The sequence below is a fragment of the Sanyastnella coralliicola genome (assembly GCF_030845195.1).
In the GTDB taxonomy this organism is placed as follows: Bacteria; Bacteroidota; Bacteroidia; order Flavobacteriales_D; family Sanyastnellaceae; genus Sanyastnella; species Sanyastnella coralliicola.
On sequence record NZ_CP132543.1, the window covers coordinates 98,429 to 111,733 of the forward strand.

Here is a 13,305-nt window from a genome sequence, read left to right on the forward strand (position 1 = left end):
GGTGAAGTGAGAATCGCCGCCGATTAATCAACAATAGACTTTAGGAAAGCCGCCATTTCTGCGGCTTGAGAAGAACGCATCCATTGATCAATATTGCGTTCGTGTTTTTGACCGCGTCTTTCATAGCTTGCTTTCAGCGCTTGATAAACGTCTTCAGGAGTATCAGCTACCGTGCACCCAGGATGTTGATTCAAGAGTTCTTCAAGCACATCGTGGTCATTAGGAGTGAGTAGAATTTCACTTTCGGAAGCGAGGTATTCGAAAATCTTGCTGGAGTAAACTCCTTTCATTCCATAGTGCGCAGGGAAAAGCAAAACATCGGCGCCCTGTTGTGCAGCAAACGCTTCTTCTCTTGGACCACGCGGGATACTTTGAAATGTAACCTTCGGTGCGTATTCAGCGATGGATTCTTTGACGTGTTTGTCGATGTGAATCGTGCTTCCCCAAAATACAAGATCTGTCTCTGGGAATTCAGATATGAAACGCTCAAAGCCTTTTAAGAAAACATCTAACCGTTGCGTGTGATACATAGTACCACAATGCATAACTGTGAATCGATCGAAGACACGCGGAGCGGGACGTTCCGCCAATGGCGAAAAACCATTGTGTATCACCTTACCTTCGCTACCAAACCAAGAAGTCAACACGTCAGCCAAGGGTTGTGAAACGGTAGTCCATGATGCGGCGTTCTTCATCCATCGCTTCCAATACCTCAACGTGATGTTGTCGAGGACCTTTTTACTAAAGGGGGTAATGTGATCGTTGTCGACCAGGTAACGGTTGTTGAGCAGGTCACGGAAATCAATCACGAAGGGTATCCCAAAAGTCTTTTCAATACGATGAGCATGGTGAATATGAAAGTGCGGACTGAACACCCCTAACACCAAATCGTATGAATGGGTTTTCAAGTGATCGCAAAGGAAATCCCACATGCGATTTTCGTCGGCCTTCAATTGATACTCAGGCCTTCCTTTGAGGTACGACCACAAGGTGGCCAATGATCGAATTCCTGGGATGCGATATACGGCTGGAAGTTCCCCAGGAGTTTTGATCGTTTCCGCCGGTAGGCGAAAAACTTCATAACCCTCATCATCAGAAACGCCCTCCCAATCATAGGTTACCACCGAAACATCAATGCCGTGTTTAGGAAGAAACCTTGCCCACGCCAAAGCACGTTGACTGGCCGTGACATTCAAGGGAGGAAAGTGATATGAGAGCAAAAGCAATCGCACGGAGCGAAGATAATCAAGGAGAGAGGATGAACTGAATCCCGAAGGCAAGTGCACAAGATGCGATGAACAGAGCTAGCGTAATGAATGCGGGCTTCCATAATGAGAGGCCAGTGAGCTTCAATGGCCACAAGCCAAAGATGAAGGTGACGGCAGCTGTAAGTACACTGTAAAAGAAGATGATATCCAGGAATGCCCACCCGAGGTACGCAGGAATCGCAATTCCGAGCAAACGCGAGAGGAATAATAAGGCTTGGAAAATGAATAGCTCGCGCTCTTTGGCCGTTGTCAAGAATAAACTTGAGAGTGGCATTCCCGCGTAGCGGAAGAAATAAGAAAGGACCAAGAACGACGCTGCAGCGCCAGCCTCAGCCCACTGTTCAGAGAAGACGATGGCGTAAATCTCTTCACCAGCACCTCCAATAACCACAACGACACCAGCTGCGATTAATAACAATCGGTAGTAGAGTTTTAGCGTGCGTTCTTGCAATGCCTCCGGCTGATCAGGCCATAGTTCTGTGCTACGTTGAAGAAACACGGAAGCGATTCCGCTACTCAGCAAACGCACCGGAAGATCAAGCACAATCAAGGCGTAGGTGAAGAAGCCGGCATAACTCGTATTGCCCGTCATGGCGGGAAGGAGTAGCACGGGAACATAGCTGGAAGCCGTGTTCAATAGACCACTGGTTAAGATGTAGCGTGGATAATTGGCAAATTTCTCTTTGGCTGCCTGCAAAGACTCTTGACTGATGGCATGTGTCATGCGCTTCCATCCATTGTCAATTAACCCCGTTACGAAGAGCAAAAATCGACCACCATACATAATGGCGCTGGTCAAGATAAGCCCGTCAGCTTGCGCACTGATAAATTTTCCGTAACCCACGTTAAACAGCTTTGAACCGAGAGCCAGCGGAATCTCTACCAATGAAACTTTCTTGAAGAGTTTCTCACGAATACTCCATTGAACCCCGATTTGATCCAAGGCCAGCAGGATAGCCAGTACCGGAATAGAGTACACCCAATAGCCTGCGTAAGTCGCATTCATCAACTCAAGGAAGAGATCTCCAAAGGCAACGGTAATGAGAAAAAGCACCACGCTAGTCCAGACCAAGCTGCGTAGACACAGACGCAGTAAGGCTTGCAGCATGTTTTCTTCTTTTGCCAGAACGATGGCACGTGTGTACCCCAAAGTCAAAACAGTTCCGGTAATCATGACCGCAGAGTTGATGACGCTAAAGGTTCCGTAAGCCTCTGGATCGTAGATTCTTGCGAGGATGGGAAAGAAGATGATCTGAATCCCCATGTTCCACAAGCTTGACATGCTCATGAAGGCAACGTTCTGCAGGAATGAATTCCGCGAACGCAGGCTTTGTAACATTGTTCTGATCTTCTCGTTCACCTTCTTAGGTCTATCAACGGTGAGAAGATAGTATTTCACTGGTGGCTAGCAATACGCTACGATGGGCTTTTGTAACTTTCAACCATGCGAAAAGCGATACTCACCCTTATCCTCTCGCTGCCTCTGTACCTCCTTGCGCAGTTGCCTCTTGAATTGGAGGGACTCGAATTGTGGGTTCGAGCTGATAGCTCGATGGAGCTGAACATCGACCGAGTAATCACTTGGTACGACCTGTCTGAGAATGCTCGAGACCTTTCCCAAAACATCAATAATTTCCGCCCGGTAGTACTCGAAGATCAGTTGGCCGGACATCGCACGGTCTACTTTAATGGGATCAATAATCGCTTGGTGTTTGATGAGGTGCCCAATGCACGTAGCATCTTTTGGGTGCTTAAGGAAGACGATGACGCCACAGGAGCTCGTCCGCTGCTGGGGCATAGCTCTTCCTTCCCGTTTTTCAGGGGAGAGAACCAAGAGGTATGGCACCCAACTTTCGCTGATGAAGCGGTTCGTGATGGAGTGACTCGAGTGGGATTTGAAGCCATTGATGGTGATGTGGATCCACTACCAGATGGGTATCAAATTGTGAGTTTGACGACCACGGGCGACGTGGTTACTGACCAATTAGGTCAAGATCGAAATACCAACAACTTCTGGAAAGGGGAGGTCGCTGAGCTCCTTGTCTTTTCTACTGAATTGACTGCCGAACAAGTGGAAGCGGTAGAGAATTTCCTAGCCGATCATTATTCCGTTTCGCTCAATTTGGGTGATGACATCGCTATCGCGGAAGGGTTTTGTCCTACTACCTTGAGTGCCACTCCAGGTTTCTTGAGCTATGATTGGAACACAGGTGACACAGGACCTACAATCGACGTCAATAACTCTGGAATCTACGTTTGCGAAGCACTCGATGCCTTCGGACGAATTCAAGTAGATAGCATCGAAGTGACTTATCCTGGGAATACGATTCAGCAGGAACAAGGACTGATCTGTTTCGGCGACAGCCTGCAGTGGAACCTTGAGCTAGATGAAGAACTCTATACCATCGAATGGAATGATGGTGAACCGGGAGCCAATCGCTGGTTCCACGAAGGAGGTGAGTTCTTTGCAACCATTACCGACAACAACTTGTGCGTACTTGAGACGCCCGTGTTGGTTATTCAAGTAGACAGCTTTCCTTTAGAAGCCACGCTCGGTCCAGATGTTGAACTCTGTTCTGGGAACTTTATTTCACTGGATCCTGCCGGCGCTGAAATCACTTCCTACCTCTGGATGGAGAGTGTGGAAGATGAGCAATTGGAGATTCTAGAGACCGGTGAATACTTTGTTGAAGCTGAGAATACGAACGGCTGCCAGGTCTTTGATACCATCATGATCGAGATTGTTGGGCAGAGTCCGGAGGTGGTCATTTTGCAACCACCGTTCACTTGCCAAAACGTAGCAAATACCTTCCAAGCCTCGGCTTCGGCTGACGGCTTTATTACTTCATTTGAATGGAATTTCGCTAACGCGGAAACGGGTAGCGGACAAATTGTAGAATGGACTCCTGACTTCTTCGGGTTTGCTGAAGTGAGTGTTTTGGTCACCGTTGAAACCGGTTGTACGGCTGAGGTGAGTGTGGAGCTGAATGTGAATGCACAACCTGAGGCTACTATTGGAGTGGGACAAGCATGTGCCAATAGTGAGATTCTGTTCTCCACGAATCCTACGGTGGAAGAAGGTCTGATTAGTTCAATTGATTGGGTCTTTGAAGGGGCTAGCGCCGAAGGGGACATCGTATCATTTGAGACACAAGAGGCAGGTTTTTCTACTGTTTCGCTGACAGTCGACGCTACAAATGGGTGTTCGTTGTCACTTGAACAAGTCATCAACGTACTACCTTCTCCTGAGATTACAATCATCAATGAACCAGTATGTTTTGGAGAACTCAGTGCCTTTGAGCTCGATATCCAAGGAGGAGCCGGAAACATCGCAAGCTATGATTGGCTCTTTGGCGACGGTGCTACTTCAAGCCAGGATAGTCCGCAGCACTTCTACACTCAACCGGGAGGTTACGTAGTAAGCGCTGAGGTGATCGCCGAAAACGGATGCCGTGGAGACAATGCTTTAACGACGCAAGTACTGTCATTACCTGAAGCAGACTTTCCAGTGGGGAATGCCTGTATCGGTGAACCATATTTGATTGTAGATACCTCTGTATCCTTCGATGATATTGATACTTGGGAGTGGGAAATTGACGGACTCGGAAGTTTTGAAGGGGAGACCATCTCACCCACCTTTGAATCACTCGGCTTCCAAGAAGTTACCTTGTTTGTGACCACAATTCAAGGGTGCAGTGATGAGATCACCAAACAAATCCCTGTCTTCGAATTACCCGTAGCTGATTTTAGTTTTGATCCTGTCATCGGTCTACCTCCTCTCGAGGTTGACTTCATCAATGAGAGCGAAGGAGCAACTGAATTCGTTTGGAACTTTGGAACAGGTGATATCAGTGAAGAGGCCGAACCGACCTTCGTATACAATGAAGAAGGAAGCTTCGAGATCAATCTTTCTGCCACGAATGTCTTTGGCTGTCGTGCGAACGCCAATGCTATTATCGACGTCACGGAACCAATCCTTGACCTTCGCATGGAGGCCTTAGATCATATAACTACGGACTTCGGCTATCAAGTGAGTGCGCTCATAGTCAATAGCGGAAACTTTAGGTTGGACAGCGTGGCTTGTGTGTTGACTCCTGGTAATGGAAACACCCTCGTTGAATGGTTGAATGAGCCGCTAGACGTTGGCGAAAGCAGAATCTTTACCTGGCAGAGTACCGTGCAATTAAATGCGTCTTCGTACCCATACTATTGCGCAGAAACCATTGCCTACTCTGAATTGGCAAGTGAACGTACTCCTGAAGACAACAACCAATGCGGAAGCTTCACTGTAGAGTTTGAACTCACGCCGCTCTTCCCGAACCCGGCAAGGGCTGATGAGTTGCTCACCATCCGCGTGATTGGAGCTACGTATGAGGAAGTGCAATTCCGTGTGATTGATTTAGCTGGCCGTGAAGTGATTCGCAGTCAAACGATCGCGATCAACCCAGGGTTCAATCAATACCAACTTGACCTCACTGGACTCAGTGAAGGGCAATACCTATTCTTTGTTGAGGGAGTTCAGGGCGAACAAGTTCAAACCCTGATGATCTGGGACTAATTACTCGTTGTAGTTCAATACTTTGAATCCACCGTCAAGCAAGTGCTTGTCTTTCGCAAACAGGCGAAGGTCAGCTTGCATCATTTCTTTAACGAGTTCTTCAAGCGTTACTTCGTGTTTCCAGCCAAGTTCTTCGTTCGCACGTGTTGGGTCACCTACCAAGAGGTCAACCTCCGTAGGGCGGAAGTAACGAGGGTCAACTTCGATCAGAACTTTTCCGTCTGCCTTATTGATTCCTTTTTCGTTCACTCCTTCGCCTTTCCATTCGAGCTCGATATTGACTTCTTTGAAGGCCAATTCTGCGAATGAACGAATGCTGTGTGTTTCACCGGTTGCAAGAACGTAGTCGTCAGCTTTGTCTTGCTGAAGCATGAGCCACATTCCCTTGATGTAGTCGCGGGCGTGTCCCCAGTCACGCTGAGCGTCTAGGTTACCTAGGTACAACTTGTCTTGTAGACCAAGGCTGATACGCGCAGCGGCACGTGTGATTTTTCGTGTAACGAAGGTTTCACCACGCAAAGGGCTCTCGTGGTTGAAGAGGATACCGTTACATGCGTACATGTTGTATGCTTCACGGTAGTTCTTCGTGATCCAGAATCCGTACAACTTCGCTACACCATATGGTGAACGTGGGTAGAACGGAGTGCTTTCTTTTTGAGGTACTTCTTGCACCAATCCGTACAACTCTGAAGTTGAGGCTTGGTAGAAGCGTGTTTTTTCGGTGAGGCCAAGAATTCGAATCGCTTCAAGGATACGGAGTGTACCCAAAGCATCTGAATTAGCAGTGTATTCAGGTGTTTCGAAAGAAACTTTTACGTGTGACTGTGCTGCCAGGTTGTAGATCTCATCTGGTTCAGTTTCTTGAACCAAGCGGATGAGGTTGGTACTGTCAGTGAGGTCACCGTAGTGAAGGAAGAAGTTCACATTCTTCTCGTGTTGATCTTGGTAGAGGTGGTCTACACGATCAGTATTGAACAAGGAAGAACGACGCTTTACGCCGTGTACTTCGTATCCTTTCTTCAACAGGAATTCTGCGAGGTAGGCCCCGTCTTGTCCTGTCACGCCTGTAATAAGAGCTTTCTTTGCCATAGTGCCGAATTGGGACAAATGTACACAAATGGCACAGTGGCTTTGTCAGAGAGTGCCCTACATTTTGAACACTGTATAGCTTAAGAAACGAGCTGACTCTGAAGTTCAACCAATCCGCGGTAAACCCCCTTCTCGATGGTGATGAGTTCTTCGTGTTTTCCTTCCTCTACTTTCTTACCGCCATCCAAGACAATGATTTTATCAGCACTGCGGATGGTAGAAAGGCGGTGAGCGATCACCACAGAGGTTCTTCCCTTCATCAATTTATCGAGGGCATCTTGTACCAAACGTTCTGACTCACTATCAAGCGAACTTGTCGCCTCATCGAGAATCAAGATGGTCGGATTCTTCAACACGGCACGGGCAATGGCGATGCGTTGACGTTGTCCACCCGAGAGTTGAATACCTCGTTCTCCAACGATGGTGTCCATACCGTCAGGGAATTGGTCAATGAACTGGAGTGCATTCGCCTGGGCTGCTGCTTGGTGAATCTCTTCATCGCTTGCTTCTGGGTTGCCGTAGGCAATGTTTTCCTTAATGCTACCGCCGAATAGGATCACCTCTTGTGGTACAAAGGCCATCTGAGAGCGTAGCTCGGTCAGGTCATATTCACTGGCGTCTATCCCATCGAATTGCACCTTTCCTGCCTTAGGCAGATAGAACTGCAAGATCAACGAAGCAATCGTAGACTTACCAGCTCCTGACGGACCAACAATTGCCACATGGTCTCCAGCGCTAGCGCGGAAACTCAAGTTATTGATCACTTGAATCTCTTTGCGCGAGTCGTAGTGGAACTGCAGTCCTTGGAATTCGATTTCTCCTTTCAACGGCTGCTGCTTGAAGTTTGGCGATTCAATTACGACTGGCTCAGGATCCAACTCAAGGATGTCCATCACGTTTTCAATGGCTCCAATTCCACGCTGTAGTTGAGCGAATTGTGCAGCAATACCACCGATAGATCCTGCGACGAGTCCGGTCATAAGTAGGAAGGAGAAGAAGTATTCGCTATCCAATTCTCCCGTGGCCATCAGGTCGGCTCCCTTGAAAATCACCAAAGAGATGGCTCCGAAGATGAAGAGAATGATGAATGAGCTAAACGATGCTCTCCACCATGCCCCTTTCAGGGCGAATTTCTTGATTTCAGTGATATTCCCCATGTAACGAGTTACCTCTAATAACTCATTGGCGAAGCTTTTCACATTGACAATACCCGTCAGTGTTTCTTGCACCACCACATTCGACTCTGCCACTTGGTCTTGCGTCTTCTTGCTCAGCTTACGAATGAATCGTCCGAAAATCACCGCAATGATGATCACCACAGGAAGGGTGCTCAACATGATAAAGGTGAGGGTAGGAGAGAAGAAGAGCAACGCAGCAATACCTCCAACAATAACGATGAGCTGTCGGAGTAACTCCGCGAGGGTAGTCGTAAAGACATCTTGAATCGAAGTGATATCTGCTGAAATACGTGAGTTCAGATCACCCACTCTCTGCTCGTTAAAGTACTGCATCGGCATGCGAATGATCTTCTGGTAGGTATCTTTTCGCAAGGCCAACATCATGTTCTCTGTAATCCGCGCAAAGAGAATCACACGCGTAAAACTCATGATGGCTTGAATCACCAAAACCGCAAAGATGATCACTGCCAAACTTCCGAGATCAGAGAAGTTAAACTCAAAATCAAAGTAAGAGCGGATATCGTCTTGTTCAGGCTGTTGAACTCCAACACCTCCGAGCTGTCCCCAAAGGCGAGTCACCAACAGCGTAAACACCCCAGACAAGGAAATCAAGACAATACCAAAGGCAAACTGCCAACGGTACGGCTTGACATATTTAAAGATGCGCATCGCCTGCTTCAAGCTCGCTTTCGACAAACGCTTTTTCTTTTCTTCTTTCTTCTCGCTCAAGGGAATTCAATTGCAGAACGCAAAGGTCGGAGATAGATCATGGATAACCTAACGGGGGGTGTCATGGCAGTGTCATTTCTTTCTCTGGGCATAGGGCTTAAGGCGTATGGCTTAAGATAGGGGCACGCATGCGTGCCCCTAACAATTTGTGTTGTTTCCGTCCACCGTCCACCGTCCACCGTCCACCGTCCACCGTCCACCGTCCACCGTCCACCGAAAAACCCCTACACCTGTATCTTTAGATTTTCCATGAAAAATGCCCGAACTTGGCTTGAAACAAACGGCATTAACCCATGGATATTCCTTCTACTACCGTAGGTCACGACTGGCCTGTTCTCGAATTTGATAAGCTTCAAGATACCCTCGAAACGCTGCACCAATGGCTGCAAATTGTGGGGAAGATTCGTTTGAGAACCATGCCTTGGCAGAACCACTCTTGGCACACAGCCTTGTATGTTTCTCCACATGGCTATACCACGCAGAGCATCCCTTATGGCGATAAGATCTTTGAAATTGAGTTCGACTTCGTGAAGCACGAGCTATCCTTGGAATGCACGGGAGAGCAGGCGCAAGTCTTGCCGTTGACATCCATGACAGTCGCTGAATTTCATGATAAGGTGTTCGAGATGCTCGCGAATGCAGGAATTAAGGTAGAGATTCACGGTGCGCCGAATGAAATGGAACCAGCGATTCCGTTTAGAGAGAATACCATCAATAAGACCTACGACCCAGCACAGGCGAACAACCTATGGAAAGCCATGCTCAAGGCCAACGTAGTTTTCCATCGTTTCCGTAGTGAGTTCATTGGGAAGTGCAGCCCTGTGCATTTGTTCTGGGGAGCATTTGACCTCGCTGTCACCCGCTTCTCTGGCGCAGACGCTCCACTTCATCAAGGTGGAATGCCCAACATGCCACTTGAGGTCATGCAGGAGGCCTACTCCAAAGAAGTCAGCAGCGCAGGTTTCTGGCCAGGCTCTAAAGATGCTCCAATGCCGGCTTTCTATGCTTACGCTTACCCAAGTGATGCGTCTTTCGGCGAACAGCCAGTAGAACCCAAAGAAGCCTTTTGGAGCCAAGATATGGGCGAGTTCTTCCTCAAATACGAAGACGTCCAACGCTCCAACAACCCAGAAGAAATGCTCTACAAGTTCCTACAGACTACGTACGAAGCAGCAGCCAACACATCGGGCTGGAATCGCACCCTCCTTGAAAGGTAGACGGTAGACGGTGGACGGTGGACGGTAGACAGGGCTTACTAACGCCTAACGCCTAAAGCCTCCCGAAAACCGCGTTCCGCAACCCGCGATCCTATGCAAAAAAAAGCCCCGCTAACGCAGGGCTTTTCAACTTTATAAAAGGCTTCTTAGTATCGGTAGTGCTCTGGCTTGTATGGCCCTTCTACTTCTACTCCGATGTACTTCGCTTGCTCATTTGTAAGCGTTTCAAGCTCTACACCAATTTTACCAAGGTGCAGACGAGCTACCTTTTCATCAAGGTGCTTCGGAAGAATGTATACATCGTTTTCGTAGTTCGAGTGGTTCTGCCATAGCTCGATCTGTGCCAGGGTCTGGTTTGTGAAGCTGTTAGACATCACAAATGATGGGTGACCTGTTGCACATCCAAGGTTTACAAGACGTCCTTCAGCAAGTAGGATCAAATCCTTCCCGTTGATTGTGTACTTGTCTACCTGTGGCTTGATCGTGTCTTTAGAAGCACCGTGGTTGTTGTTCAACCATGCTACGTCGATCTCGTTATCGAAGTGACCGATATTACAAACGATCGCTTTGTCTTTCATGTTTTCGAAGTGACGACCAACAAGGATGTCCTTGTTACCTGTTGCAGTTACAACAATATCACCTTCTGTAACAGCGTCATCCATCTTCTTCACTTCGTACCCGTCCATAGCGGCTTGAAGCGCACAGATTGGATCGATTTCCGTTACAATCACACGACATCCAGCGTTACGTAGAGATTCAGCAGAACCTTTACCTACGTCACCGTATCCAGCCACAACAGCTACTTTACCAGCCATCATGATGTCAGTCGCACGACGGATTGCATCTACACAAGATTCTCGACATCCGTACTTGTTATCGAATTTCGACTTTGTTACTGAGTCATTAACGTTAATCGCAGGCATTGGCAATGTTCCAGCCTTCACACGATCGTACAGACGAAGTACACCAGTAGTCGTCTCTTCCGAGATTCCTTTGATGTCAGATGCCAACTCAGGGTACTTATCAAGTACTACGTTTGTTAGGTCACCTCCGTCATCAAGGATCATGTTCAATGGCTTGCGGTCAGCTCCAAAATGAAGCGTCTGCTCGATACACCACTCGTACTCCTCTTCTGTCATGCCTTTCCATGCGTAAACAGGGATACCAGCAGCAGCGATCGCCGCCGCAGCGTGATCTTGAGTTGAGAAGATGTTACAAGAAGACCACTGTACATCAGCACCAAGCTCAATCAATGTCTCAATAAGTACTGCTGTCTGGATCGTCATGTGAAGACACCCGGAAATACGTGAACCTGCAAGAGGCTTCGACGCTCCGAATTCTTCACGAAGTGACATCAAACCTGGCATCTCTGCCTCTGCTAATTTGATCTCTTTACGTCCCCAATCGGCAAGAGTAATATCTTTTACCTTGTATGGAAGGACTTCATTCTGTGTGGGTACACTCATTTGATTACCTTGTATTTACGTTGTAATTCTGACTGCAAAGATACGATTTTCTAAGGAGAGCGTTCCTCACGAAATGGTCAATATCTGATCAGTTGTCAACTGCATGACAAGCAACTAGGTACTTTGTTCACTTGAAGTTTACCTTTGCGCTTATGCCGTTAATGCTCCATTTGAGACATAGTGATGACTTTCAGATTGCCTTTTGGCACCTCGAAGAGACCCTGGAAGAGCTTCAAAGAACTTGTACACTCACTCCCGCTGACGAGGCTGAATTCGTCAAACTCAACCATGAAAAGCGGAAACGAGAGTGGTTGGCTTCTCGTGCGGCTTTGCGTATTGGTCTCGCTAGCGCGGAATCGGTGCAGTATGCACCCACCGGCAAACCGAAATTGGAAAGCTCTGAAATGAGCCTCTCCCACTGTCTCCCTATCGCCGGAGCCCTCATTCATCCCACTCATGCGGGTATGGATATTCAGATTCCCGATGAAAAAATCGGCCGCATTCGAACCAAATTCGCTCACCCCGAAGAACTCGAAGCCGCAGAACGAAGCGATCGTGAGCTAGACTACCTCACCATTCTCTGGTCTGCCAAAGAAGCCCTCTTCAAGGTATACGGGCAAGGTCTCCATTTCGCAGAGCAATTACGTATCGATCCATTCAAGGTAGGCCAACGAGAACTCACCGCCACTGTACATAGAGAAGGAGAATCCATCCAACACAAACTCAGCTGTTTTCAGCTGATGGGACATTGGGTGGTGTACGTTATCTAGGAGATGGTGGTTCGTGGTTCGTGGTTCGTGGAAACGTACTGGTTAATCTGAGTATACCGTTTTCGGTGGACGGTAGACGGTGGACGGTAGACGGTGGACGGTAGACGGTTGAGTGTTGATGGTTGACGAGGAATCTACTAACGCCTAAAGCCTATAGCCTAACGCCTCCCAGAACCGTGTTCCGCAATCCGCAACCCGCGTTCCGAGCAAAAAAAAAGCCCCGCAAATGCGAGGCTTCCAATATCGTAGGATCGTTATTAACGTTCGATTCCTTTGTGACGGCGCTCATCAGAAACTGAAAGACGCTTACGTCCTTTCTTACGACGTGAAGAAAGTACGCGACGACCGTTAGCTGTAGCCATACGACTACGGAATCCGTGCTTGTTACGACGCTTGCGCTTTGATGGTTGGAATGTTCTTTTCATCGTTTCTTCTTTTACCGCCTTTTCTCAAAGGGAGTGCAAAGATAGTACATTCATTCAATGGTACAAAAGTGGAAAGCACTTTTTTTCAAGTACGAAGATAGGGATTAGTAGACTGTGGACCGTGGACGGTAGACGGCATACCATACTAACGCCTAAAGCCTAAAGCCTATTAGCCAAAGGCTAATTAGTAACAGTCAACACCGGCGGTGACCAAATCGTATTGTATTGATGAAGTCCTCTTCCTGCAGGGCCATTGGCTACGGAGCCGTCGATGATGACCCATTGGGATTCGGAGCAAGGATCTGAGATGAGGGTGTTATCGTCGTCTACGGTGACTTGGCAGCCGTCGTCTATGTTGTAGGTGCTGTGGCGATCAAAGACCAAGAACTCGTCTTGGTTTTTGCGATAAATGATGAGGCCGCGCGACCCGCCTGAAGTGTACACCCATCCTGAGGGTGCGGTAATGTCAATGTAGGCAGGTAGATTGGTGTCGATCTGGAAATTTACCTGAACGAACGGGATCTGGTTTTCTTCATTGCATCTTGATCCACTGAGGGCGAGCACGATAAGAAAGAGTATTGACAATCGCTTAAGCATACTACAAA

10 protein-coding genes are annotated in these 13,305 nt (G+C 47.9%); 3 read left to right on the forward strand and 7 right to left on the reverse strand.

Features of this window, described 5'->3' with window-relative positions; translation table 11 throughout:
* Window positions 1–23 precede the first annotated feature (23 nt).
* Both RA156_RS00415 and RA156_RS00420 read right to left on the reverse strand, forming a co-directional pair.
* Entirely contained in the window at window positions 24–1,232 is a 1,209-nt protein-coding gene (locus RA156_RS00415; protein WP_306641857.1) for a glycosyltransferase, read from the reverse strand.
* Window positions 1,233–1,245: 13 nt separating this feature from the next.
* Window positions 1,246–2,556: an MATE family efflux transporter gene (locus RA156_RS00420; RefSeq protein ID WP_306641858.1), complete on the reverse strand. Its 1,311-nt coding sequence runs from the start codon at window positions 2,554–2,556 to the stop codon at window positions 1,246–1,248.
* A 156-nt stretch (window positions 2,557–2,712) separates the two neighbouring features.
* On the opposite strand from RA156_RS00420, the gene RA156_RS00425 reads away from it, so the two are divergent.
* Complete coding sequence (locus RA156_RS00425) at window positions 2,713–5,826, forward strand: PKD domain-containing protein (RefSeq protein WP_306641860.1); 3,114 nt, start codon at window positions 2,713–2,715, stop codon at window positions 5,824–5,826.
* Here RA156_RS00425 and gmd read toward each other — a convergent pair whose 3' ends face one another.
* On the reverse strand, window positions 5,827–6,915 hold the full coding sequence (gene gmd, locus RA156_RS00430; RefSeq protein WP_306641862.1) for a GDP-mannose 4,6-dehydratase: 1,089 nt from the start codon (window positions 6,913–6,915) through the stop codon (window positions 5,827–5,829). It abuts the gene before it with no gap.
* Between the two features lie 80 nt (window positions 6,916–6,995).
* Entirely contained in the window at window positions 6,996–8,822 is a 1,827-nt protein-coding gene (locus RA156_RS00435; protein WP_306641863.1) for an ABC transporter ATP-binding protein, read from the reverse strand.
* A 293-nt stretch (window positions 8,823–9,115) separates the two neighbouring features.
* Here RA156_RS00435 and RA156_RS00440 point away from each other — a divergent pair, with 293 nt between their 5' ends.
* Window positions 9,116–10,039 carry a DUF5996 family protein gene (locus tag RA156_RS00440; RefSeq protein WP_306641865.1) on the forward strand — a complete coding sequence of 308 codons (924 nt, stop codon included), beginning with the start codon at window positions 9,116–9,118 and terminating at the stop codon, window positions 10,037–10,039.
* Between the two features lie 146 nt (window positions 10,040–10,185).
* Here the strand turns inward: RA156_RS00440 and ahcY are convergent, their stop codons facing one another.
* The gene (gene ahcY / locus RA156_RS00445; RefSeq protein WP_306641867.1) at window positions 10,186–11,505 is read right to left on the reverse strand and encodes an adenosylhomocysteinase; all 1,320 of its coding nucleotides are present in this window, start codon (window positions 11,503–11,505) and stop codon (window positions 10,186–10,188) included.
* A 152-nt stretch (window positions 11,506–11,657) separates the two neighbouring features.
* On the opposite strand from ahcY, the gene RA156_RS00450 reads away from it, so the two are divergent.
* The gene (locus tag RA156_RS00450; protein ID WP_306641869.1) at window positions 11,658–12,275 is read left to right on the forward strand and encodes a 4'-phosphopantetheinyl transferase family protein; all 618 of its coding nucleotides are present in this window, start codon (window positions 11,658–11,660) and stop codon (window positions 12,273–12,275) included.
* Window positions 12,276–12,532: 257 nt separating this feature from the next.
* Here the strand turns inward: RA156_RS00450 and rpmH are convergent, their stop codons facing one another.
* Both rpmH and RA156_RS00460 read right to left on the reverse strand, forming a co-directional pair.
* Window positions 12,533–12,700 (reverse strand): 50S ribosomal protein L34, encoded by a 168-nt coding sequence (gene rpmH, locus RA156_RS00455; protein ID WP_306641871.1) that lies wholly within the window; start codon window positions 12,698–12,700, stop codon window positions 12,533–12,535.
* Between the two features lie 180 nt (window positions 12,701–12,880).
* On the reverse strand, window positions 12,881–13,297 hold the full coding sequence (locus RA156_RS00460; protein WP_306641873.1) for a Rieske (2Fe-2S) protein: 417 nt from the start codon (window positions 13,295–13,297) through the stop codon (window positions 12,881–12,883).
* Window positions 13,298–13,305: the final 8 nt, after the last annotated feature.

Excerpts from the sequence above, each read along its gene's own strand:
- RA156_RS00460 (WP_306641873.1), bottom strand. The coding sequence starts at position 13,297 with ATGCTTAAGCGATTGTCAATACTCTTTCTTATCGTGCTCGCCCTCAGT.
- rpmH (WP_306641871.1), bottom strand. The coding sequence starts at position 12,700 with ATGAAAAGAACATTCCAACCATCAAAGCGCAAGCGTCGTAACAAGCAC.
- RA156_RS00440 (WP_306641865.1), top strand. The coding sequence starts at position 9,116 with ATGGATATTCCTTCTACTACCGTAGGTCACGACTGGCCTGTTCTCGAA.
- RA156_RS00425 (WP_306641860.1), top strand. The coding sequence starts at position 2,713 with ATGCGAAAAGCGATACTCACCCTTATCCTCTCGCTGCCTCTGTACCTC.
- RA156_RS00420 (WP_306641858.1), bottom strand. The coding sequence starts at position 2,556 with ATGAGCATGTCAAGCTTGTGGAACATGGGGATTCAGATCATCTTCTTT.
- RA156_RS00450 (WP_306641869.1), top strand. The coding sequence starts at position 11,658 with ATGCCGTTAATGCTCCATTTGAGACATAGTGATGACTTTCAGATTGCC.
- gmd (WP_306641862.1), bottom strand. The coding sequence starts at position 6,915 with ATGGCAAAGAAAGCTCTTATTACAGGCGTGACAGGACAAGACGGGGCC.
- ahcY (WP_306641867.1), bottom strand. The coding sequence starts at position 11,505 with ATGAGTGTACCCACACAGAATGAAGTCCTTCCATACAAGGTAAAAGAT.